This window comes from Nocardia sp. IFM 10818 (assembly GCF_054655275.1).
The window spans coordinates 1357772-1380197 of the sequence record NZ_BAAHJH010000001.1 but is presented as its reverse complement, the minus strand read 5'-3'; the positions used below and the strand labels follow the sequence as shown (position 1 = coordinate 1380197).

25 protein-coding genes are annotated in these 22426 nt (G+C 67.8%); 13 read left to right on the top strand and 12 right to left on the bottom strand.

Going from position 1 to position 22426, the window contains the following annotated elements; all coding sequences use genetic code 11:
• The first annotated feature begins 1 nt into the window (after position 1).
• On the top strand, positions 2-1015 hold the full coding sequence (locus tag ACYQ5L_RS05995) for a glycerophosphodiester phosphodiesterase family protein (protein WP_459956101.1): 1014 nt from the start codon (positions 2-4) through the stop codon (positions 1013-1015).
• Between the two features lie 27 nt (positions 1016-1042).
• Here the strand turns inward: ACYQ5L_RS05995 and yhjD are convergent, their stop codons facing one another.
• The 3 genes from yhjD to ACYQ5L_RS05980 are packed head-to-tail and all read right to left on the bottom strand — an operon-like array spanning position 1043 to position 4119.
• Positions 1043-2071, bottom strand: a complete 1029-nt coding sequence (yhjD, locus tag ACYQ5L_RS05990) for an inner membrane protein YhjD (RefSeq protein ID WP_459956100.1) — start codon at positions 2069-2071, stop codon at positions 1043-1045.
• Positions 2072-2127: 56 nt separating this feature from the next.
• On the bottom strand, positions 2128-3153 hold the full coding sequence (gene trpS / locus ACYQ5L_RS05985; protein ID WP_459956098.1) for a tryptophan--tRNA ligase: 1026 nt from the start codon (positions 3151-3153) through the stop codon (positions 2128-2130).
• A gap of 21 nt (positions 3154-3174) precedes the next feature.
• Positions 3175-4119 (bottom strand): oxygenase MpaB family protein, encoded by a 945-nt coding sequence (locus ACYQ5L_RS05980; RefSeq protein WP_459956096.1) that lies wholly within the window; start codon positions 4117-4119, stop codon positions 3175-3177.
• A gap of 116 nt (positions 4120-4235) precedes the next feature.
• Here ACYQ5L_RS05980 and ACYQ5L_RS05975 point away from each other — a divergent pair, with 116 nt between their 5' ends.
• Complete coding sequence (locus tag ACYQ5L_RS05975; RefSeq protein WP_459956094.1) at positions 4236-4877, top strand: TetR/AcrR family transcriptional regulator; 642 nt, start codon at positions 4236-4238, stop codon at positions 4875-4877.
• On the opposite strand, the gene ACYQ5L_RS05970 is transcribed toward ACYQ5L_RS05975, so the two are convergent.
• From ACYQ5L_RS05970 to ACYQ5L_RS05960, 3 genes are read right to left on the bottom strand one after another with little or no spacing between them, the layout of a single operon-like run.
• Positions 4874-5392, bottom strand: a complete 519-nt coding sequence (locus tag ACYQ5L_RS05970) for a barstar family protein (RefSeq protein ID WP_459956093.1) — start codon at positions 5390-5392, stop codon at positions 4874-4876. The two genes, ACYQ5L_RS05975 and ACYQ5L_RS05970, sit on opposite strands and share 4 nt — an antisense overlap.
• Positions 5392-5895: a guanyl-specific ribonuclease gene (locus ACYQ5L_RS05965; RefSeq protein ID WP_459956091.1), complete on the bottom strand. Its 504-nt coding sequence runs from the start codon at positions 5893-5895 to the stop codon at positions 5392-5394. Before ACYQ5L_RS05965 ends, ACYQ5L_RS05970 begins: the two co-directional genes overlap by 1 nt.
• Complete coding sequence (locus tag ACYQ5L_RS05960) at positions 5892-6734, bottom strand: exodeoxyribonuclease III (RefSeq protein ID WP_459956089.1); 843 nt, start codon at positions 6732-6734, stop codon at positions 5892-5894. The genes ACYQ5L_RS05965 and ACYQ5L_RS05960 overlap by 4 nt, the downstream gene beginning before the upstream one ends.
• A gap of 166 nt (positions 6735-6900) precedes the next feature.
• Here ACYQ5L_RS05960 and ACYQ5L_RS05955 point away from each other — a divergent pair, with 166 nt between their 5' ends.
• Positions 6901-7755 (top strand): alpha/beta fold hydrolase, encoded by an 855-nt coding sequence (locus ACYQ5L_RS05955; protein ID WP_459956088.1) that lies wholly within the window; start codon positions 6901-6903, stop codon positions 7753-7755.
• A 135-nt stretch (positions 7756-7890) separates the two neighbouring features.
• On the opposite strand, the gene ACYQ5L_RS05950 is transcribed toward ACYQ5L_RS05955, so the two are convergent.
• Together ACYQ5L_RS05950 and ACYQ5L_RS05945 are read right to left on the bottom strand one after the other, a co-directional pair.
• The gene (locus ACYQ5L_RS05950; RefSeq protein WP_459956086.1) at positions 7891-9438 is read right to left on the bottom strand and encodes a PTS ascorbate transporter subunit IIC; all 1548 of its coding nucleotides are present in this window, start codon (positions 9436-9438) and stop codon (positions 7891-7893) included.
• A gap of 86 nt (positions 9439-9524) precedes the next feature.
• The gene (locus tag ACYQ5L_RS05945; RefSeq protein WP_459956084.1) at positions 9525-10367 is read right to left on the bottom strand and encodes a PTS sugar transporter subunit IIAB; all 843 of its coding nucleotides are present in this window, start codon (positions 10365-10367) and stop codon (positions 9525-9527) included.
• 144 nt (positions 10368-10511) lie between these two features.
• On the opposite strand from ACYQ5L_RS05945, the gene ACYQ5L_RS05940 reads away from it, so the two are divergent.
• Together ACYQ5L_RS05940 and ACYQ5L_RS05935 are read left to right on the top strand one after the other, a co-directional pair.
• Positions 10512-11330: an SAM-dependent methyltransferase gene (locus tag ACYQ5L_RS05940; protein WP_459956082.1), complete on the top strand. Its 819-nt coding sequence runs from the start codon at positions 10512-10514 to the stop codon at positions 11328-11330.
• 58 nt (positions 11331-11388) lie between these two features.
• Positions 11389-12033 carry a TetR/AcrR family transcriptional regulator gene (locus ACYQ5L_RS05935; protein ID WP_379201265.1) on the top strand — a complete coding sequence of 215 codons (645 nt, stop codon included), beginning with the start codon at positions 11389-11391 and terminating at the stop codon, positions 12031-12033.
• 61 nt (positions 12034-12094) lie between these two features.
• Here the strand turns inward: ACYQ5L_RS05935 and ACYQ5L_RS05930 are convergent, their stop codons facing one another.
• Entirely contained in the window at positions 12095-13753 is a 1659-nt protein-coding gene (locus ACYQ5L_RS05930; RefSeq protein WP_459963331.1) for a purine-cytosine permease family protein, read from the bottom strand.
• Between the two features lie 322 nt (positions 13754-14075).
• On the opposite strand from ACYQ5L_RS05930, the gene ACYQ5L_RS05925 reads away from it, so the two are divergent.
• The 7 genes from ACYQ5L_RS05925 to ACYQ5L_RS05895 all read left to right on the top strand — a co-directional run bounded on the left by ACYQ5L_RS05925 (position 14076) and on the right by ACYQ5L_RS05895 (position 20567).
• Positions 14076-15281 carry a lipid-transfer protein gene (locus ACYQ5L_RS05925; protein ID WP_459956080.1) on the top strand — a complete coding sequence of 402 codons (1206 nt, stop codon included), beginning with the start codon at positions 14076-14078 and terminating at the stop codon, positions 15279-15281.
• A 91-nt stretch (positions 15282-15372) separates the two neighbouring features.
• Positions 15373-15810, top strand: a complete 438-nt coding sequence (locus tag ACYQ5L_RS05920) for a type II toxin-antitoxin system Rv0910 family toxin (protein WP_459956079.1) — start codon at positions 15373-15375, stop codon at positions 15808-15810.
• 1 nt (position 15811) lies between these two features.
• Positions 15812-16672, top strand: a complete 861-nt coding sequence (locus tag ACYQ5L_RS05915) for a MaoC/PaaZ C-terminal domain-containing protein (protein WP_459956077.1) — start codon at positions 15812-15814, stop codon at positions 16670-16672.
• Between the two features lie 36 nt (positions 16673-16708).
• Positions 16709-17587 (top strand): SDR family oxidoreductase, encoded by an 879-nt coding sequence (locus ACYQ5L_RS05910; protein WP_459956076.1) that lies wholly within the window; start codon positions 16709-16711, stop codon positions 17585-17587.
• 19 nt (positions 17588-17606) lie between these two features.
• A complete protein-coding gene (locus ACYQ5L_RS05905) occupies positions 17607-18869 on the top strand; it encodes an acyl-CoA dehydrogenase family protein (RefSeq protein WP_459956075.1) in 1263 nt (420 codons plus the stop codon).
• A 95-nt stretch (positions 18870-18964) separates the two neighbouring features.
• Positions 18965-19846 carry an alpha/beta fold hydrolase gene (locus tag ACYQ5L_RS05900; RefSeq protein ID WP_459956073.1) on the top strand — a complete coding sequence of 294 codons (882 nt, stop codon included), beginning with the start codon at positions 18965-18967 and terminating at the stop codon, positions 19844-19846.
• A gap of 52 nt (positions 19847-19898) precedes the next feature.
• Positions 19899-20567 carry a 4a-hydroxytetrahydrobiopterin dehydratase gene (locus tag ACYQ5L_RS05895; RefSeq protein ID WP_459956071.1) on the top strand — a complete coding sequence of 223 codons (669 nt, stop codon included), beginning with the start codon at positions 19899-19901 and terminating at the stop codon, positions 20565-20567.
• 28 nt (positions 20568-20595) lie between these two features.
• Here the strand turns inward: ACYQ5L_RS05895 and ACYQ5L_RS05890 are convergent, their stop codons facing one another.
• Positions 20596-21222 (bottom strand): adenylate kinase, encoded by a 627-nt coding sequence (locus ACYQ5L_RS05890; protein WP_459963330.1) that lies wholly within the window; start codon positions 21220-21222, stop codon positions 20596-20598.
• 118 nt (positions 21223-21340) lie between these two features.
• On the opposite strand from ACYQ5L_RS05890, the gene ACYQ5L_RS05885 reads away from it, so the two are divergent.
• Positions 21341-21577, top strand: coding sequence for a hypothetical protein (locus ACYQ5L_RS05885; protein WP_459956069.1), 237 nt, complete (start codon positions 21341-21343; stop codon positions 21575-21577).
• A 9-nt stretch (positions 21578-21586) separates the two neighbouring features.
• On the opposite strand, the gene ACYQ5L_RS05880 is transcribed toward ACYQ5L_RS05885, so the two are convergent.
• Both ACYQ5L_RS05880 and ACYQ5L_RS05875 read right to left on the bottom strand, forming a co-directional pair.
• The gene (locus ACYQ5L_RS05880) at positions 21587-22000 is read right to left on the bottom strand and encodes an MFS transporter (protein WP_459956068.1); all 414 of its coding nucleotides are present in this window, start codon (positions 21998-22000) and stop codon (positions 21587-21589) included.
• Positions 21943-22329, bottom strand: a complete 387-nt coding sequence (locus tag ACYQ5L_RS05875) for an MFS transporter (protein ID WP_459956067.1) — start codon at positions 22327-22329, stop codon at positions 21943-21945. Before ACYQ5L_RS05875 ends, ACYQ5L_RS05880 begins: the two co-directional genes overlap by 58 nt.
• Between the last annotated feature and the right edge of the window lie 97 nt (positions 22330-22426).

Here is a 22426-nt window from a genome sequence, read left to right as displayed (position 1 = left end):
GGTGAAGAAGTCTCTGATCGCCCTGGCCGCCGCGCTCGCCGCGTCGGCCGTGCTCGCCCTACCGGACGCCGCGGCCGCGCCCGCGCCCGCATTCGATCTGCAAGCGCATCGCGGCGGGCGCGGGCTGGTGGTCGAGAACACGCTGCCGGCCTTCGCCAATGCCCTCGACCTCGGGGTGAGCACCCTCGAACTGGATGTGCAGATCACCGCCGACGGCCGGGACGTCATCGGGCACGATGCCACCATCAGCAGCGGCACCTGCGTGGACACCCAGCCGGTCACCCCGGGCGACCCCAAATACCCGTATGCCGGAAAGCGGGTCAAGGACCTGACTTTCGCGCAGGTGCGCACCCTCGACTGCGGGTCCAAGGCGCAGGCGAGCTATCCGGGCCAGCGCACCGCGCCCGGCGCGCGGATGCCGACGCTGGAGGAGGTCTTCACACTCGCCAGATCCCGTGCGGCGCACACCGTCAAATTCAATATCGAGCTCAAGACCGATCCCGAGGGCAAGGAGACCGCCACCCGGGAGGTGTTCGCCCAACGGGTGGTGCAGGAGATCCGCAAGGCGAACATGGGCGATCGATCCCTCGTTCAGAGCTTCGACTGGGGCGCGCTCGAGGTCATGCGCCGGGTCGAGCCGAGCCTGCCGCTGTACGCGCTGACCGAGCCGACCAAGGTCTATCCGTTCTCCCCGTGGCTGGGCGGAGTGAACCTGCTCGAGCACGGCGGCAGCCTGGTGAAGGCCGCGAAATCCTTCGGCGCGACGGCGCTTTCGCCGGTGTACGCGCTGCCGCCGACCGGCACCATGAACGTCCCGGTGGTCACCAAGTGGATGGTGGACGAGGCGCACGCCAACGACATGCTGATCGTGCCGTGGACCGTCAATGACACGGACGCCATGACCATGCTGCTGGACAAGGGCGTGGACGGCATCATCACCGACTACCCGGACCGGTTGCGCGAGGTCATGGCCGACCGCGGAATGCCGCTGCCGCCCACGTATCCGGGACGCTGAGCCGGTGACGCCGGGCGCGGCGATGACCTAGCGGCGCCGCCGAAACGCCGAAATCAGCCCCCCGGCAACGGCTCCCGCGCCGAACAGCGCCGCCCCCGTTCCGGCCGAGAGCCCCGGTCCCTGCACCCGGGGCTCGATCACGGCCGGGGCGGGGACCGGAATATCGGCCGCCACTTCGTTTTCCGACGCCGTGGCCGCCCAGGCCGTGGCGAACAGGATGATGCGCGCGGTGATGTAGCTGAACACCATCAAGCCGATGATCGGGCCGAACGCCACCCCGGCGGGACTGGTGACCACCGCCTTCAGCACGATCGAGGCCAGCTGCTTGAACACCTCGAAGGCCACGGCCGCGAACAACGCCGCCTTGGCCGCGCTGCGCAGCGTCACCGGGTGCCGCGGCATGCGGGCGATGATGTAGGTCAGCACGGCCCAGTTGGCCAGAATCGCCAGCAGCAGCGACACCACCACCAGCAGCACCGTGATCGGCGTCGATTCCCCGATGCCGAGCCAGTCCATGACATGGTCGATCAACCCGCTGGACGCCACCACCGACAGCCCGATCGACACCGCGATGGCCAGGAACAGCCCGAACAGCGCCCCCAGATCCGAGAGCTTGTTCAACGCCCAATTGCGTTCCGGCGCCTTCTGATCCCACTGCTCGGTGAGCGCGGCCCGCAGGTTGGCGATCCAGCCCAGCCCGGCATAGGCCCCGGCCGCCAGGCCGATCACGCCGACGCTGGTGCGCGAGCGCACCGCCTGATCGATCAGATCGTTGATCTGCTCCCCCGCCGAGCCCGGAATGTTCTCGACGATCTTGGCCTGCATCTCGGTGAGCAGATCGGGATTGCGCGAGAGCACGAAGCCCGCCACCGCGAAGCCGATCATCAGCAGCGGGAACAGCGACAGCACCGTGAAGTACGTGATGCCCGCGGCGTAGTAGTCACCGCGCTGCCGCTGATAGCGGCCCGCGGCCCGCACCACATGGTCGAGCCAGTGCCGCTTCTGTACCTCGCGCTCGATCCGGGCCTTGACCGAATCGACGACCTTGCCGAACACCGCCCACCTCCGCACTGCCTGTCAGCATTCATATGCCCGGCGCACGGCGGACCGAATCAACGGGTCAGGAAGCCCACCCGCTCGTACACCTGCGCGAGAGTCCTACCGGCGACCTCACGCGCCCGCTCCGCGCCGGCTGCGAGGATGCGGTCGAGTTCGCCCTGGTCGGACATATACTCTGTCACCTTCGCCTGCAGCGGGGTGACAAATTCGACCAGCGCGTCGGCGGTGTCGGACTTGAGATCGCCGTAGCCCTTGCCCTGATAGTTCTGCTCCAGGGTGACGATCGGGGTCTCGGTGAGCGAGCTCAGGATGACCAGCAGATTGCTCACGCCCGGCTTGGTCTCCGGGTCGTAGCGGATCTCGCGTTCGGTATCGGTGACCGCGGAGCGGATCTTCTTGGCCGACACCTTGGGATCGTCGAGCAGATTGAGCAGACCGGCGTCGCTGGAGGCCGACTTGCTCATCTTGGCGGTCGGATCCTGCAGGTCGTAGATCTTGGCGGTGCCGCCGACAATGTGCGCCTCGGGCACCACGAAGGTCTTCTTGAACCGAGTGTTGAAGCGCTGCGCCAGGTTTCGGGTCAGCTCCAGGTGCTGGCGCTGATCCTCGCCGACCGGCACCAGCTGGGCGCGGTAGAGCAGGATGTCGGCGGCCATGAGCACCGGGTAGGTGAACAGGCCGACGGTCGCGTTGTCCGAGCCCTGCTTGACCGACTTGTCCTTGAACTGGGTCATCCGGCTGGCCTCGCCGAAACCGGTGATGCACTGCAGCACCCAGGTCAGCTCGGCGTGCTCGGGGACCTGGGACTGCACGAACAGGGTCGACCGCTTGGGGTCGACGCCGATGGCGAGCAGCTGCGCCGCCGCGAGCTTGGTGCTGTAGAGCAGCTGCTTCGGATCCTGCGGCACCGTGATGGCGTGCATGTTAGGGATGAAGTAGAAGGCGTCGTAGTCGTCCTGCATCCCGACCCAATACTGCACCGCGCCAAGGTAGTTGCCGAGGTGGAAGGACGAGCCGGTCGGCTGGATCCCGGACAGGACCCGCTGCTTGCGCTCACCGGTGGATGCAGGACTGGACATGCTCCGATCTTCCCATGGCCATCAAGCCGAATTGCGCGCCACCCAGTTGCGCGGATCCACCCCGGGCATACTGGCCCGCCCGGCGCTGACCAACTGCTGTTCGCGGCGGGTGAGCAGGCGGTACACGGGGTGGCTGGGGCCGGCGAGGGTGCTGCGCAGCGGGGACGGGACCAGCGGCGGAGCGATGTGCGCGGTGCGGATGGCCTGGGCCAGGCCGCGGTAGGCGACCTCCTCGCGAATGCCCCAGCGCAGGTCGTACATGGTGCGGATGCGGGCCGGGAGGCTGCCCTGGACGAGCAGGGCGAAACCGCCGAAGGCCTGCTGGAGCGGCGCGGGCAGGGGGTGGGCGACGCGCTGGCCCATGAGATAGGAGCCGACCAGTTTGGCTTCGTCGGTGAGAAAGAGCTCGTCGGAGGCGAGGTAGGCGTCGTAGTCGCGGCGGAATGCCGCGTAGGTGCCCGGGGCGGCCGCGCGGGGCATGCCGAACAGCTCGGCCCAGCGCACGTAGTCCTGGTAGAGGCCCTCGCGCTCGCCGGGGGTGAGCTTGCGGACCAGCAGGTCGTGCATGACCTCGGCGGAGTCGAAGGTGAAGGCCATGGTCATGAACATGAGCCGCGGATCGCGGGCGGAGTAGCGGGTGCCCGCCGGATGGTGCTCGCCCGCGTGCTCGGGCAGGGCGCCCTCGACCGGGGCGTGCCGCTTGCGGGTGAAGGCGATGGCGCGATCGGCTTCGGCCTTGGTGCCCAGCGAGACCGCCTCGAACAGCCGGCCGGTGAGCGCGAGCCGGGTGTAGGGCGTGGTCCGGTGGTTGGTGTTCTCGGCGGTGCCGACATAGAGCAGCGGGTGCACGGCTCCGATCACCAGCGCGCGCTGGCCGTAGGTGAGTCCCACCGCCCGTTTGCGCATGACGCGCCGGATCATCGAATCGTCGGAGAAGTATCCGGGCGCGGCCGACTGTGCAGGCATCGTTGCCTCCTCACGCAGGGTGTGACGCGGAGCACCGCATCCGACATCAGGGTCCCGCACATCGACACATCTGGCAAGAGACTCTACCAGAATTGCGACCGTGCCAGAATCGAGTCGTGACCGGCCAACGGACCTATGGCGGCGTCTCCGCGGAGGAACGCCGCGCCCAGCGCCGCGCCGCCCTCCTCGATGCCGCGCTCGACATTCTCGGCAGCCAGGGCATCGACAAGCTCACCGTCTCGGCCCTGTGCGCCGGGGCCGGACTGAACGAGCGCTACTACTACGAGAACTTCGACGGCCGCGACGCCGTCATCTCCGCGCTGTTCGACTCGCTCGCCGAGGAACTCGCCGCCGCCCTGCTGGCCGCCCTGCACACCGCGCCCGCCACCACGCGCGGCAAGGCGCACGCCGCCATTACCGCGGGCATCGGCGTCCTCACCGACGATCCGCGCAAGGCGCGGGTGGCCCTGCTGGTCAGCTCCGCGAGCCCCGAACTGCACACCCGCACCGTGCACACCATTCAGGCGTTCGCGAATCTGGTTGCCGCCGAGGGCGTCGACTTCTACGGTCTGACCGAGGAGACCCCGGATCCGGCCATCACCTTCCGCGCCACCTATCTGGTCGGCGGCTTGGTGCAGACGCTCACCGCCTGGCTACAGGGCGAACTGCCCATGAGCCGCGACGAGCTCATCGAGCACACCACCGACGTGTTCGTGCTGCTCGGCGAGGATCTGGCCGAGCACTACCGGCAGCCCTAGGCCCGGATATCCCCGTCGAAAGTCAATGGGACCGCGGTGATTCCGGGCGGCGCGGCGTCCTGGAACACGACCCGGAAGGCCACGCCCCGCCCGGCCCAATAGGTCGCGGCATCGTCCATGGCCTCGGCGAACCACGCGCGCTCGCCGGGCTGATCATCCAGCAGCAGCGCCGCATTGCGCACCACGATCACGTATCCCGGCGCGGGGCCGACGAATTCGTCGAGATCGCGCAGGCATTCGTCGAAGGCGTCCTTGTTCGCCCCGAAGTAGTAGGGGAACTGGAGCGCGGCGGCGAACTCGTCGAAAAGCTCCGCGTCGCTGCGCATCTTGCGGCCGCGCAGTTCCCGGGAGAGGTACCCGGCGGGGAGTTGGCCGCGCACTCCGGAGAACTCGGCCGCGCCGACCGGGAGAACGCCGAGCACCGGCGCATCCGCGGGGCGGGATGCGGGACGGGCGGTGACGGCGGCGGGCTTGGGCGCGGAGAGGAACTGCGAGAGCGGCATGGGCTCGGTCATCAGCGCATCCTCGTGAAGGTGTCGTAGTGATCGGAGGTGTAGTAGGCGGAGCCGTCACTGCCGGTGACTATGCGCTCCGCACCCCGATCCTGGCCGCGGCGCTTGGGATTGACGTCCCATTCCTGATAGGTGATGCGCTTGCCCGCCGCATCCGTGGTGGGCAGTGCGCGATTGCGGTTGAAGTAGGTCTCACCGCCCTGCGTACCGGGCGCATTGGCGGATTCGGGCCAGCGCCCGGCATCGATTTCGACGAGGGTCTGATAGGCCCGATCCGGCACGCCCGGGGCGCGGGACGGCACGGCGGTGGGCTGCCCGGCGGGCGGCGCCGTCGACTTGCCGCCGGGCGCGGTGGTCTTGCCCGGCGCCGTCGAAGTCGCCGCGGCCCGTGTGTTCTTGGCGTCGCCGGCCTGATCGCCGCCCCGCGTGGTCAGGAAGCCGACCACCAGCAGCGCCGCCAGCACCCCGATCATGAGCCAGGCGCGCACGCGCGGCGAGATCGTCACTTGTACTGCACCGTGACGGGCGCGTGGTCGGACCAGCGCTCGGCATAGGTGGCGGCCTTCTCCACCACGGCCTGCTTGGCGCGACCCGCGATCTCGCCGCGGGCCAGCTGATAGTCGATGCGCCAGCCGGCGTCGTTGTCGAAGGCGCGGCCGCGGTAGGAGTGCCAGCTGTACGGGCCCGGCACGCCCGGGTGCAGATCGCGCACCACGTCGGCGTATCCGGCGGCCAGCATCGAGGAGACCCAGGCGCGTTCCCGGGGCAGGAAGCCGGCGTTCTTGACGTTGCCCTTCCAGTTCTTGATGTCCAGTTCGGTGTGCGCCACGTTCCAGTCGCCCATGATGACGAAATCGCGGGTCATGGCGGTCATGCGGGCGCCGACGGCATCGAGGAAGCGGTACTTCTCGTCCTGCATGGGGGTGTCGGCCTCGCCGGTGTGCACGTAGACGCTGGCAATGGTGAGATCGTCGAAATCGGCCTCGACGTAGCGGCCGGTGGCGGCGAATTCCTCGACGGGGCACCAGGTTCCGTCGCGGTCCGCGCCGATGCCGATGCGCACGGCGTCGGGTTCGCGCCGGGACAGGATGGCGACGCCGGCGCGGCCCTTCACGCCCGGTTCGGCGTGGCTGAGGAACCAGCCCGCGTCCAGGGCCGGGGCCAAGGACTTTCGCGTTTGCTCATCGGTAGCACGGGTTTCCTGCAGGCAGATGATGTCCGCTTCGGTGCTCGCCAGCCATGCCAGCAGGCCGTTGTCCTTGCCCGCGGCCGCCCGCACCCCGTTCACATTGACTGTGGAGATGGTCCCGGAGTAGGTGCTGGAGCGCGCTGGCTGGGAGATCATGGCCCAAATCATGCCTCATGCACCCGGGGATCCGGCGCGAGGCCGCGCCCAGACACGGCTTGGCCACACCTGTTCGCCAGACGTGATGCATGTCATACCGCGGCCGTAGAATTCGGCTTATCCACACTTCCCCGCGGACATCGAGGTCCAGGAAGGGGTCACGACGATGACGTCCGGCACCACCAAGCCCACCGTCGGCCTCGCGCCCATCAGCGCGCTGCACACCGGCTCCGGTGATCCGCTGCTGCTGTTGCACGGGTTCATGATGTCGCCGCACTGCTGGGAGCAGGTGGCGCAGCGCATGGCCGGGCATTGCGAAGTGTTCGCGCCCGCCTTCACCGGGCATTGGGGCGGACCCGATTTCGAAGGCTGGTATCTGGACGTCAGCCTGCTGGCCGACAGGATCGAGGATCAGCTCGATGAAATGGGCTGGCGCACCTGCCATATCGCCGGGAATTCGCTGGGCGCCTGGGTCGGTTTCGAGCTGGCGCGCCGCGGGCGGGCCCGCACCCTCACCGCCATCGCCCCGGCGGGCGGCTGGAAGAACCCGTCCACCCTGCAATTCCGGGTCGGGCTGAAATTCCTGTCGCTGGTGCCGTTCGTGGAGATCGGCCGGCGGCTGCCGCGCGCCATCTCCTACAGCGCCCCGGTCCGGCTGGCGGCCGCGCTCATCCTCAGCAAGAACACCGCCGCCGCACCCCGCCGCGGCATCGAGGCCGCCATCACCTCGGCCCTGCACTGCAAAGCCATGCTGCCCATGCTGGCGGGCGGGCTGCGCGCCCCCGCCCTGGACGATCTGTCGACCCTGCGGGTGCCGGTGCGCCTGCTCATGTGCGAGCACGACCGCATCATCCCGAACCGCGTGTACGCCAAGCGCTTCCTGCAAGAACTGCCCGATTCGGCCGACCGCATCATGATCCACGACGTCGGGCACGTGCCGATGCTGGAAGCGCCGGACCGCATCGCCACCCTCATCGCCGAACACGTCTACGCCAGCCGCACCCGGCTACGCGCCGTCTGAGGCCCCAGCCTCGTCATTCCGGCGCGTTCTTGGCCGGAATCCACCGCTCTGGTGTGGATCCCGACCAAACCCACGCCGGGATGACGTAGGGGTGGCCGGGATGACACCGGCACCGGGATGACACGGGGGTGCGGATTACTCCGGCGGCGGCGGGGATGGAGCGCCCTGTGGGACAGGGATCTTCGCGTAGGTCCGTAGACCGGCCTGGGTGATGGGCGCGGCGTTTTCGTCGGCGCGGGTGAGGCCGAGGGCGGCGTCGCGGGCCGCGCCCGGATCCCAGCCTGCCGCTACGACCTTGACCTGCACCAGGATTGCGGCCAGCAGGATCAGCACGCCGATGCCCACGCAGACGGCGATCGCGCCCGCGCCGCCGAGTTCGGCCGCGCCGCCGATGGCCGTGCCGAACCAGCCGAAGTCGGCGTCGCCGAAGGTGGTGTTCTCCTCGCCGAAGGGGCCCAGCACCTTCAGCAGGATGGCGGGCAGGAAGGTGATCAGCACGCCGTTGACGAATGCGCCCGCCACCGCGCCGCGCCGGCCGCCGGTCGCATTGCCGTAGACGCCGGCCGCGCCGCCGGTGAAGAAGTGCGGCACCAGGCCGGGCAATACCAGCGCAAGCCCGAAGAGCGGGTTGAAGATCCAGCTCAGCAATCCCAGGCTGATCAGGCCGCCGGTGAAGCTGGACAGGAAGCCGAGGAGCACCGCGTTCTGCGCGTAGGGGAAGACGATCGGCGCGTCCAGGGCCGGAACCGCGCCGGGCACGACCTTCTCGGCAATCCCCTGGAAGGCGGGCACCAGCTCGGCCAGGATGGTGCGCACACCGAAGAGGATGACGGCCACGGCGATGCCGAAGTACAGGCCCTGCTGCACCGATTTCATCAGGTAGTTGCCGACATTGGTCGCGCCGTCCTCGAAGGCCCCGAACGCGGTGTGCTCGCCTTCGCGCACCAGGTACGCGGTGCCGAGCACCAGGTACAGGATGACCATGGACAGCGCGGTCGCCACCATGGAATCGCGCAGGAAGCGCAGGCCCTCCGGCAGATTCATCTCCTCGGTGCTGCGACTGCGCTTGCCCACCAGCTGCCCGGTCGCGCCCGCCGCGATATAGCCCGCGGTGCCGAAATGCCCGATCGCGACCTCGTCCCCGCCGGTGACGCGCCGCGTCCAGGATTGCGCCAGCGCCGGCAGCGACACCATGACGATGCCCAGCAGAATGCCGCCGCTGATCACCACGACCGGCGTGGAGAAGCCGGCCACCGCCAGCACCATGGTCAGCAGCGTGGCCATGAACAGCATGTGGTGACCGGTCAGGAAGACGTATCGCAGCGGCGTGAACCGGGCCAGCACCAGGCTGATGGCGAAGCCCAGGATCATCAGCCAGGTCACCTGCGCGCCGTACTCCTTCTGCGCGATGGCCACGATCGCCTCATTGGTGGGCACCACGCCGTGTGCGCCGAGCGCGCCCTGGATCATGACGCCCAGCGGTTCCAGCGAGGCCACCACCAGGCCCGCGCCCGCGCCGATGAGCAGGAAGCCCAGCGTCGCCTTGATGGCGCTGCCGATCACCTGCCCGGCGGGTTTGCGCAGAGCGATGAGACCGACGGCGGTGATGATGCCGATCAGATAGGCGGGCTGACTGAGGATTTCATTGACGATGAACTGGGCAATGGCCAATACGACATTCATGCTGTGTCCTTTCCGGCATGATCGGGGCCCTGCGCGGTTACGCTCCGCTGCCGCCTCCGGTCCTGACCGATCATGCCGACGCCTTCCTAGACATCGAATAGCTCGCGCAGGGCGTGGTCGACTTCCGATGCGCTGGTGAAGTTCTCGATGACGCGCACCGGAATCCGCACGTCGCCAAGGGTTTTCGCAATCTCGCCGGAGGTGAGCACGGCGACCGCCTCACCGGCCTTGCCTTTGGCGGAGATGGTGTCGGTGGCCTCGACGGTGATGTACGGGGTCCAGTGCCAGCGATCCAGCACCTGCTCCAGGGTGCTCTTCAGGAACAGGCTGGTGCCGACCCCGTTACCGCAGACGGTGAGGATCTTCATCGGACCGGACTTCGGCCGTGCGGCGGAATGCGGTGCGGCGGCGGCCGTTTCACCCCGTGCCGCAGGAGCGCCGGAAGCCGCCGCCGCACCCGGGGCCGGCGCCGCCGGTTCGGGTGGCGGTCCGGCCAGCAGTGCGCGCAACTGCCCGGGCGTGCCCACCGCGCGCAGCACCCGATCCGCTCCGGGCTCCAGCAGCACCTTGGCCAGCGCCGCCATGGCATCGGTGTGCACCCCGGCATCGGTGGCCGCCAGCGCGACGATGAGATCGACCGGATCGTTCGGGCTGCCGAATTCGACCGGTTCGCTCAGTCGTACCCAGGACATGCCGGTCCGATTCACCGCGGGCGACGGCCGGGCGTGCGCGAAGGCGAAACCCGGGGTGATGACGATATACGGACCGTTCTCCTCAACGTTGCGAATCATCTCGGCGGTGTACTCACCGGTTGCCACGCCGGTGGCGACCAGCAACTCACCGGCAGCGGCGATGCCCGCCCGCCAGTCCGGTGCACTGCCGTGCAGATCGATTGCTTCCGAAGGGAGGAGATCCACCAGGGAAGTCATGCCGTGATCCTTGCAGAGACGAACGAGGGCAACCACTCGGCACACCGCCCGGCCATGGCCGGACGCTATCGAAGGTCCCGCCGGAAGCCGTTCGGTTGCTTACGATTACTGGCGAGGCGAAATCCTCGGACAGGGGTGATCGATATGACCGACCACGAACCCGTGGACCAGTCGAAACCGAGCATCGCGCGCGTCTACGACTATCTGCTGGGTGGCAAGGACAACTACGCGGCCGACCGTGAGGTCGGCGACTACTTCATCAATGATCTACCCGGTTCGGTCGATATCGCCTTCGCCAATCGCAATGCCCTCATTCGCGCCGTCCGCGAGATCGCCGAGAGCGGCGTGCGGCAGTTCATCGATATCGGCAGCGGTTTGCCGACCGCCCAGAACGTGCACCAGGTCGCCCAGCGCCATCGCGCCGACGCCCATGTGATCTACGTCGACAGCGATCCGATCGTGCTGGCGCACAGCCGCGCCATCCTGCAGACCGACCGCAACACCACCGTCATCCAATCCGAACTGCGCGACGGGGAGGCCATCAAATCCAATCCGGAGACCGAGCGCCTCATCGACTTCACCGAACCGGTGGCCGTCATCTTCAGCGCCGTGCTGCACCATCTCAACGACGACGAGAAACCCGGTGAACTGGTCCGCTACTGGTCCGAACAGATCCCGTCCGGCAGCCCGGTCTACATCTCGCACTTCCGCTCCGGCGCCAATGAGCAGACCCGCGCCGCGGAATCCAAACTCCAATCCACCTTCGGCCGCGGCCGCTGGCGCACCGACGAGGAGATCCTCGAACTCTTCGACAACCTCGAACTCCTGCCCCCCGGACTGGTTCCCTGCCCGCTGTGGCGACCCGACCCGCAGGACGACAGCATCCGCCGCATCGGCGCCGCCGAACACCACCTCACCGTGTGGGAGCAGCTCATCGCCTGCGCCCTCGCCCGCAAACCGTGACCGCGGCGACCGGATCGCGAACATACAGCCGTGTATGTAACTGTGTAGAATCCGCGGCATGACCAGGTCCGCCGTCTCGAAACCGCCGCGTCGCACCCAGGAGCAGCGCAGCAGTGAGACGCGGGCCCGATTGCTGGACGCGACCATCGAATGCCTGGTGGAGTACGGGTACGCGGGGACCACCACGCCGCGGGTGGCCGAGCGGGCGGGCGTGACGCGCGGGGCGCAGGTGCACCACTTCGGGGCCAAGGAGGATCTGGTGGTCGCGGCCATCAGCCATCTGGCCCAGCGGCGCACCGAGGCGGCCATGCAGGAGCTGTCCCGGATCAAGGTGGGGGCCGATCCGGTGACGACCGTGCTGGACTCGCTGTGGGAGCTGCATCAGGGTCCGCTGTTCATCGCGGCCATGGAGCTGTGGGTGGCGGGGCGCACGGATCCGGTGCTGGCGCTGGAGGCGCACAAGGTCGAGCCGTTCGTGAACAATGCGGTGCTGATGGCCTTGAGCCGGTACGTGCCGGACGAGGTGCATCGCAGGGACGCACGGGATTTCGTCTACACCGCCATGGACGCGCTGCGCGGGATTCTGGTGGCCAGCTTCATCGACTCGGATCGCGAACGCGCGCACCGGCGTTGGCAGCGCGCCTGCGCGCATCTGCGGGCCGCGGCGCGGGAGTCGCTGCCGGGTCTGCGGCTCGCGGACTGATACCGAGACGACGAAAGCCGTGCCGGGCGAGGGGATCTCGCCCGGCACGGCCTGCAACGACTCAGTGCTGGCGCGGCAGCAGGTGGATGCCCGCCTTGTCGGTGGAGAGCGCGAGCGAGCTGATGTACTGGATCTCGCCCTCGGGACCCGGCACCGCCGAGGCGATCATGTCCGGCCGCTCGAACTCCATGCCGGTGACCACGCAGGGCAGCGTCTCGCCGGAGGGGTTGCCGTGCTCGTCGAACAGCGGCAGTTCGATGCCGTCGTCGCTGCGGCGCAGGTAGTACCTGCCCTTGGTGGCAATGGCCGTCAGCGGGGTGGCGACGAAGGCGACCACCACCGCGACCAGCGGCGAATAGGGCTTCAGCAGCTCGCCGAACAGACCGAAGAAGGTCATGATCGACAGCGCCGCCGAGAGCCCGAAGCCGACCAGGCCCACGGGGTTGTAGTCGTAGAGCATGCCGCGGCGGAACTCGGGGACCTTGGGCGAGATCTTCAGGACGTACTTGTTGATCGCGATATCCGTTGCGACGGTGACGATCCAGGCGATGCCGCAGTTGGCGTAGAAGCCCAGGATGTTGTTGAGGAAGTCGAACATATTGGCTTCCATCAGCACCAGCGCGATCACCAGATTCACGGCCAGGAAGATCAGCCGGCCCGGGTAGGTCTTGGTGACCCGGGTGTAGGAGTTGGTCCAGGCCAGCGAGCCGGAGTAGGCATTGGTGACATTGATCTTGATCTGGCTGATGACGACCAGCACCACCGCCAGCGTCATGGCCAGCCAGCCGGGAACCATGTCCTTGTAGATCTCCAGGAACTGGTGCACCGGCTGATTCGCGATGCCCTGCGCCGCATCCAGATTCGCGATCAGGTAGACCGCCAGGAACAGGCCGACGACCTGCTTGACGGCGCCGAAGAGCACCCAGCCCGGGCCCGCCAGCAGCATCCAGCCCCACCAGCGGCGCGCGTTCTCCGGCGTCTTGGGCGGCATGAAGCGCAGGTAGTCGATCTGCTCGGCGATCTGCGCGATGAGCGACAGGCAGACGCCGGCCGCCAGCAGGGTGCCGGAAATGCTGACGCCGGAACCGTTCTCACCGCCGTAGGCCCAGAACGCGTCCACCGATTCCGGATGCCGCACCACCAGGAACGCGAACGGCAGCACCATCAGCAGCAACCACAGCGGCGTCGTCCAGACCTGCAGTTTGGCCAGGGTGTTCATGCCGTAGATGACCAGCGGGAAGATGATGAGCGTCGAGGCCAGATAGCCCAGCCAGAGCGGAATTCCGAGCCCCAACTCCAGGCCCTGCGCCATGATCGAGCCTTCGAGCGCGAAGAAGATGAAGGTGAAGGACGCGAACACGATATTCGTGATGATCGAGCCCTTGTAACCGAATCCGCTGCCGCGCGTGATCAGATCGAGATCGATGTTGTAGCGCGCGGCGTAATACGCCAGCGGAAAGCCGGTCAGCATCACCACAATCGCGAAAATACCAATGCCCAGCAGCGCGTTTCCGGTTCCGTGCGCAATGCCGATATTCGCGCCGATGGCGAAGTCCGCCAGATAGGCGATGCCGCCGAGTGCCGAGATGCCGACCACCGCCGGGCTCCACTTTCGGTAACTGCGGGGTGCGAACCGCAGCGTGTAGTCCTCCAGCGTCTCCTTGGCCGCCGCCAATCCGTCTTTGGCACTCGCACGGGTATCGACATCGACCACGTGAATCTCCCTGTCACCCTCACAGCGTTACTGACAACCATTTGAAGTTCGTACAGGGATGTAGACGAGCAATTGCCTGTCGATTACGTGATTGTTAAGCCCGCCTCACCGGTGACGCAGCTCACAAGAATCGGCTACACCGCGGCAAGCGCTGCGCCTTACCGATACATACACGTCCATCTGTATGTATCCGTTTACCCGCCATGACATTGGCTTTTGACGACATCGAGGGCTTGTTCGCGTTCAGCTCTTGCTGCGTTACATACACATCTGTATGTTTGTGGCCAGCTCGATCCGACGGATCGGCCACCCACCTGTGAGGAGTTCGATGACGAACAAGGTCTACGTCGTCGGCGTCGGCATGACGAAGTTCGAGAAGCCGGGGCGGCGCAAGAACGAGGACGGCAGCGACTGGGACTACCCGGATATGGCGCGCGAATCGGGCACCAAGGCCCTCGCCGACGCCGGGATCGACTACCGCGAAATCGAGCAGGCGTATGTCGGATACGTCTACGGCGAGTCCACATCCGGGCAGCGCGCGGTCTACGAGCTGGGCATGACCGGCATCCCCGTGGTGAACGTCAACAACAACTGCTCCACCGGCTCGACCGCGCTCTACCTTGCGGCACAGGCGATTCGGGGCGGGCTCGCGGACTGCACCCTGGCCCTGGGCTTCGAGAAGATGCAGCCGGGCTCGCTCGGCTCCACCTGGGACGACCGCGAACAGCCGATGGCCAAGCACATCATGGCCCTCGCCGAGATCTCCGAAGTGCTCTTCCCCGTGGCGCCGTGGATGTTCGGCGCGGCCGGCCGCGAGCACATGAAGAAGTACGGCACCACCGCCGAGCACTTCGCCAAGATCGGCTACAAGAACCACAAGCACTCGGTGAACAACCCGTATTCGCAGTTCCAGGACGAGTATTCGCTCGACGACATCCTGGGCTCGCGCATGATCTACGACCCGCTCACCAAGCTGCAGTGCTCGCCGACCTCCGACGGCTCCGGCGCGGTCGTGCTGGCCAGCGAGGAGTTCGTGACGCGCCACGATCTGGCGGGCCAGGCGGTGGAGATCGTCGGCCAGGCCATGACCACCGACTTCGGGTCCACCTTCGACGGCACCGCCAAGAACCTCATCGGCTACGACATGAACGTTCAGGCCGCCGAAAAGGTCTATGCGCAAGCCGGACTCGGGCCGGAGGACTTCCAGGTCATCGAGCTGCACGACTGCTTCTCCGCCAATGAGCTGCTGCTCTACGAGGCCCTCGGACTCTGCAAGGAGGGCGAGGCCGGGAAGCTCATCGACGACGGCGCCACCACCTACGGCGGCAAGTGGGTCGTCAACCCCTCCGGCGGCCTCATCTCCAAGGGACACCCGCTCGGCGCCACGGGATTGGCGCAGTGCAGCGAGCTCACCTGGCAACTGCGCGGCACCGCCGACAAGCGTCAGGTCGGCAATGTCACCGCCGCCCTCCAGCACAACATCGGACTCGGCGGCGCGGCCGTCGTCACGGCCTACCAGCGCGCGGACCGCTGATCACCACACACCTTTCAGCACAACCACACCGAATTCCACACCGTCCGTGCTCCCGGCGACAGCGGGAGCACGGGAACCGAAGAGGTTAGCAATGGGGCACATCGAAGCCAGCAAGGACCTGAACGCCACTCCCGACGCTCTCTGGGCCGTCGTCTCCGATCCGCAGACCTGGGACAAGTGGTTCTCCATTCACGAGCGGTGGATGGAGGAGCCGCCGGCCGTGCTGGCCGCGGGTTCCAAGCTGGTCGCCAAGATCGTCATGCTGGGCATGGCCAATAAGATCGAATGGGTGGTGGAGAGCGTCGACACCCCGAATCGACTGGTGCTCAGCGGCACCGGCATGGCGGGTGTGAAGGTGCAGTTCTCCTTCGACATCCAGCCCACCGACAGCGGCAGCACGTTCTCGGTGTCCGGCGACTTCGAGGGCGCGCTCATCAAGGGCGCGCTGGGCAAGGCCGTGGAGAAGGACGGTCTGACCCAGCTCGACAAGACCCTCGCCGCGCTCGACTCGCTGGCCACGGCGGCCTGAGATGGCCTCCACCACCGTCGCTTTCGACGACGCGGGCCTGAATGTCTGGTCCGATGAGGAGCGCTTCGAGGTCACCCGGGAGCGGATCGCCGAATACGCGGCCGCCACCAACGATCCCATCGCAGCGCACCTCGACGGTGAGGTGGCGCCGCCGGTCTTCGCCATCGTCCCGGTCTTCGAGGCCATGATGATGCCGGTCATCGAGGTCGCCCCCATGGACATCTTCGGCCGGGTGGTGCACGGCGAGCAGGACTTCCACTTCCATCGCCCCATCCGCCCCGGCGACAGGCTGGTGTCGCGCGCCAAGGCCATCGGCTACGACAGCAAGGACACCGGGTCCACCATCACCATCCTCATCGAATGCCGTTCCGAGGACGGTGAACTGGTCAACGAGCAGTACCTGACCGCGTTCTTCCGCAATATCGACGCCGGCAAGCAGGTCGGCGACGGCGCGCCGCCGCACCGGTTCGACAGCGCGGCGGCCGGGCAGCCACTGGCGACGGCGCACGCGCACGTGGACGCCGATCAGACGTACCGGTACTCCCCCGCCTCCGGCGATCCGGTGCCCATCCACCTCGACGATCAGGTGGCCAAGGATGCCGGGCTGCCCGGCATCATCGCGCACGGCCTGTGCACCATGGCCATGTCCTCGTGGGGTGTGCTGAGCGAGGTCGCGGGCTCGGATGTGCAGCGGCTGCAGCGATTCGCCGTCCGCTTCTCCAAGCTGGTCTTCCCCGGCGACGACCTGGAGACCCGGATCTGGAAGCAGGACAGCAAGAACGGCGTCACCACCTACGCCTTCGAAACCGGGCGCGGCGGCGACCTGGTGCTCACCGACGGCCTCGCCGTCGTCGCGGACTGATCCGCGTTCTCCGACTTTCGCAAGGGAGCAAGACATATGGGTGCATTGGACGGACGGGTAGCCGTCATCACCGGCGCGGGCCGCGGCATCGGCCGCGAACACGCGCTGCTGTTCGCCAAGGAGGGCGCCGCGGTCGTGGTGAACGATCTCGGCGGCAGCAACTCCGGTGAGGGCTCGGATGCCGGGCCCGCGCAGGAGGTGGTGAACGAGATCGTCGCCGCAGGGGGGCGGGCGATCGCGAACACCGACAATATCGCCGACTGGCAGGGCGCGAAGAACCTGATCGATCAGGCGGTCGCGGAGTTCGGGCGGCTGGATGTGGTGGTCAACAATGCCGGCATCCTGCGCGACGCCTTCCTCGCCGGCATGGACGAGGCGCAGTGGGACGCGGTCATCGCCGTGCACCTCAAGGGGCATGCCGCCGTGCTGCGCCATGCGGCCGGGTATTGGAAGGACCAGTCCAAGGCGGGCAATCAGCCCAATGCCGCGGTCATCAATACCGCCTCGGCCTCGGGCACCACGGTGCCCAATGCCGGACAGGCCAACTACGGCGCCGCCAAGGCGGGCATCGCCGCGCTCACCCTGGTCGCGGCCGATGAACTGGCCCGCTACGGCGTGCGCGTGAACGCCATCGCGCCCATCGCGCGCACGCGCCTCACCCTGGCCACGCCCGGTATGGGCGCGATGATGGCAGCGGAGGCCGAGGCCGTGGAGGAAGGCGGCTTCGACGCCTTCAGCCCCGCCAATATCTCCCCGCTGGTCGCCTATCTCGCCACCGAGAAGTGCCCGATCACCGGCAAGGTGTTCGCGGTGCAGGGCGGCGCCATCTCCGAACTCGCGGGCTGGCACGACGTGAAGACCATCGAGACCGACGGCCCGTGGCTGATCGACGATATCGGCGACCGGCTGCCCTGAGTCCGAGTGGAGAACAACGATGTTCGAATGGTCCGAAACCGATGAGATCATCCGCGGCGCCGTGCGCGATTTCATCGCCAAGGAGATCCGGCCGCATCTGGAAGCCCTGGACAGCGGCGAGATGCTGCCCTACCCGATCATCCGGAAGCTGTTCCAGGACTTCGGGATAGAGGCCATGGGCGCGGAGGCGGTCGCCAAGCTGCTGGCCAAGCAGCGCAAGCGGGAGGAGGCGCTGGCAGCGGGGGAACCCTTGCCGGAGAAGAAGAACGGGTCCGGGGAGGGCAGTCCGTTCGCCGGTCAGGAATCGCTGATGGCGGTGCTCATCAGCGAACTGTCCGGGGTGTGCATGGGCCTGGTGACCGCCATGGGCGTGAGCATCGGTCTCGGGGCCACCACCATCCTCTCGCGCGGCACCCTCGCCCAGAAGGAGCGCTGGCTGCCGGACCTGGTGACCATGAAGAAGGTCGCGGCCTGGGCGATCACCGAACCCGATTCCGGCTCCGACGCTTTCGGCGGCATGAAGACCTATGTGCGCCGCGACGGCGAGGACTACATCCTCAATGGGCAGAAGACCTTCATCACCAACGGCCCCTACGCCGACACCGTCATCGTCTACGCCAAGCTCGACGAGGGCGACGGCGCGGACAAGCGTGATCGCAAGGTGCTCACCTTCGTGCTCGACAAGGGCATGGAGGGCTTCACCCAGGGCAAGCCGTTCAAGAAGATGGGCCTGCACGCCTCGCCCACCGGCGAACTGTTCTTCGACAATGTGCGGCTGTCCCGGGACCGGCTGCTCGGCGAGACCGAGGAGCACAAGGGCGGCGACGGACGCGAAAGCGCCCGTTCGAGTTTCACCGCCGAACGCATCGGGGTGGCGTTCATGGCGCTGGGCATCATCAACGAATGTCACCGGCTGTGCCTGGATTACGCCAGGAACCGCAAGCTGTGGGGTCAGGAGATCGGGCGCTTCCAGCTGGTGCAGTTGAAGCTGGCCAGGATGGAGATCGCCCGGATCAATGTGCAGAACATGGTCTTCAACATTCTCGAACGCGGTCGCGCCGGGAAGTCGCCGACGCTCGCCGAGGCCTCGGCCATGAAGCTGTACTGCTCCGAGACCGCGACCGAGGTGGCCATGGAGGCCGTGCAACTGTTCGGCGGCAATGGCTACATGTCCGAGTACCACGTCGAACAGCTGGCCCGCGACGCCAAGTCGCTGATGATCTACGCCGGCAGCAATGAGATCCAGGTGACCCACGTGGCGAAGGGACTGCTCGCCCAGTAGTGGCCGAGCAGGGTCCGGATGGGCGTGCCCGCCCATCCGGACCGTCCGCCCGTGCCGGTACGACCGGGAGCGACCTCGAAAGACCAGGAGTGACAATGACGTCACCGCGGCCCGCCGTGACCGGTGGGATCAGCGAGCGATTCCAGACCTACGGCCGCCTGCGCACCCGCGCACTGTCGGTGCCCGGCAACGGGATTCCGATCGTGCTGCTGCACGGTTTCGCCAATTCCGCCGATACCTGGCGGGGTGTGCTGGGCGCGCTGGCTACAGCGAACCGGTCCGCTGTGGCGGTGGACATGGCCGGATTCGGTGCGGCCGAACCGTTCACGCCCGGTCCGCTGCTGCCGCAGCTCGACGCCTTCGCGGACGCGGTGCTCGCCACCATCGGACCGGCTGTGCTGGTGGGCAATTCGCTGGGCGTCGCGGTGTCGCTGCGTGCCGCGCAACGCAATCCGGCGCTGGTGCGGGGCGTCGTCTGCCTGGACGAGCCGATCCTGTCCGACGATTGGCTGGCCAGGCTGTCCCGTTCGCGCGTAGCCCCGCTCGCCGGAGCCCTGCTGTACCGCGCCTGGCTACCCACACCACTTGTCCGGCTCGGCATCTCCGTCGCCACCCGCTTCCTGTGGGGCGACCCGCGCAAAGCCGACCGCGTCCTGGTGGCGGGCTGGGTCGAGAAGTACGGCCGGCTCGCCGCCGTCGCCTGGCTCGCCGATCATGCGGTCCGCTTCGCCCGCGAAACCGTGGACGGCTACCCGCCCGACCCGATCACCTGCCCGGTGCGCATCGTGCACGGCGCGAAGGACCGGATCATCCCCGTGCAGGCCGGTCGCGACCTGCACCGCCGCCTCCCTAGCAGCGAACTGGTGGTCCTCCCCCACGCAGGTCACTGCCCGCAGCTCGACGATCCTGTCGAAATCGCCTCGCTGCTCACGGATTTCATCGACACCCGGCTGTCCGCCCAACGCGATGTGAGTTGACGACTGCGAGAAATCCGGCCGATACGGGAGGCCGGGCTGCGAGTATGGCTGTATGACGAAGCTGAGCGGACAACAGATCGCGGATGCGGGGCTGGACGGCTGGGCCTACCTGGTCGACGGGTTGCAGACTCGTATTCGGACCAAGAACTTCGCGGCCGGATTGTCGATCGTCAATGCCATCGGCGCGGCCGCCGAGGAGGCGGATCACCATCCCGATGTCGATCTCCGTTACGGACACATCGACGTGCGGCTGACCAGCCATGACGAGCGCGGGGTCACCGAACGCGATATTCGATTGGCGCGCACCATCTCCGGGATCGCGGCCGAGGCCGGGGCCACGACGGAATCGGCGCAGGTCTCCCGGCTGGAACTCGGTCTCGATACGCCCGCACAGGACTCCGTGCTGCCCTTCTGGGCGGCGGTCCTCGGCATGCACGTACCGTCCGGCGCGGACCTCGCCGACGAGATTCGCGATCCGGCCGAGGCGCTGCCGACCATCTGGTTCCAGCCCTCGGGCGCCGAGGAACCGCGCCAGCGCTGGCATCCGGATATCTGGATCGAACCCGATCAGGTCCGCGCGCGCATGGACGCCGCCCTCGCCGCCGGCGGCCATCTGGTCAGCGACGAGGCCGCACCCCGCTTCTGGGTGCTGGCCGATCCGGAGGACAATCGAGTCTGCCTGTGCACCTGGCAGGAACGCGATCCCCGGGACGCCTCGTAGACGAGGAATGCGGCGCGGGAATCGCGATTCAGTCCGCGATTCCCAGCGCGGCGAAGACCTGCTCCCGGACTTCGTCGACCGTTCCCGCGCCGTCCACTCGCCGCAGCTTGCCCTGCCGCTCGTAGAACGGCAGCAGATCGGCCGTCATATCCCGATACGCGGCAATGCGTTTGCGCACCACATCCTCGTGATCGTCGGTGCGATGCTCGAGATCCGCGTCCGCCGGCGGCGGGTCGTACTTCAGGTGATAGATCTGCCCGGTGCGCCGGTCCGTGCGGCGCAGCACCGCGCGTTCGATGAGCAGCTCCTCGGGCACTTCCAGGGCGAGCACGACATCCAGTGCCGTGCCACGCTTTTCGAGAACGGCGTCCAGCCCGCACGCCTGCGGTTCGGTGCGGGGGAAGCCGTCGAGCAGGAATCCCTCCCGGCAGTCGGGGGCATTCAGCCGCGCCTGCACCAGATCGAGCACGACCGCATCGGGGAGCAGGCCGCCCTCGGCCATCACCTCGATGTGTTCCGGCGCGAGCTCGCCCGCGGCCTTCGCGGCGCGCAGCATCGCACCGGTCGAGATCTGCGGGATTCCCTGCCGGTCGCAGATGAATTTCGCCTGCGTTCCCTTGCCCGCGCCGGGCGGACCCACCAAGACGAGTCGCATGATCACCCGTCCAGGCTATATCCACCAATGCTGTGGCCAACGACTTTGGGGGCGTGCCCCGCGGTACGCGTCCTGGCTACCGTGCAGCCTGATCCGATTCACGAACAGGAGTTGCAGAATGAGCCGTTCGACGCTGAAAGTCCTTGCCGCCGTTGCTATCAGCCTTGCCGCGGGGGCGGGATCGGCGAGTGCCGCGCCGACCGGTGTGCCGCTGGAGACCGCGCCGAGCACACCGGCCGAGCCCGTCGGTGTGCACCCGGCGCCGGTCGTCGGCGTGGGGCCGGGCTCGGACTCCCCCGCGCAATTGGCCTGCCTGCTGCAATCGCTGTCGAGCGGCGCCAAGTTCTGCATCTAGCGCTGCGGGTCACGCGGCCACCGGCGTCCGGCTCTCCCGGTACGGCATGAGCCCGGCCAGACCGGCGGCGAGGAGGGTGACAGCCGCGCCGATCAGCGACAGCGCGCGCAGGCCCGGTCCGGCACCGATGATCCAGCCGCCCGAACGACCGGCGAGGGCGGCGGCGAGCTGGAAGCCGGACGCATTGATCGCGATGGCCAGGGTGGGCGCGGCCGTGGCCGCGGCGAGGACGCGGGCCTGCATGCCCGGAATGATCGCGAAGGCGAGCACGCCGAGCGCGAGGACCGAGCCCGCCGCGAGCCAGCGGTTTTCACCGGCCACGCCGAAGACCGCCAGGGCGGCGGACAGGAACACCAGCAGCCCGGTCACCGAGGGCAGCAGGGCGCGATCGGCCGCCCACCCGCCCAGCTGATTCCCAGCCACCGCGCCGACGCCGTAGACCAGCAGCAGGACGGGTACCGCCCGGCGGCGAATCCGGCCACCTCGGTGAGCAGCGGCGTGATGTAGGTGAACACCATGACCACGCCGACATTGCCCAGCGCGGTGAGAGCGATGGCAGTGGTGACCGCGACCGCGAAGAAGGTCGCGACCACCAGACCGGCCGCGAATCGAGTGGCCAGCAGCACCGAATAGCCGGGCGCCAGAGCCGATCCCAGATTGGCGAGCACCGCCACCGCGACCAGGCCGAGCAACAACGCCCGGCGCGGCAACCGGGCCGTGGCCACGGTGACCACCGGCCCGCCGACGATCATGCCCAGCGCGTACCCCCTGCGTGAGCTGCTCCGGCACCTGGTCGGCCCGGACAGTGCTCCCCAGACGGAACGGTCGTGAACGCGGGCGCGGCTCGAG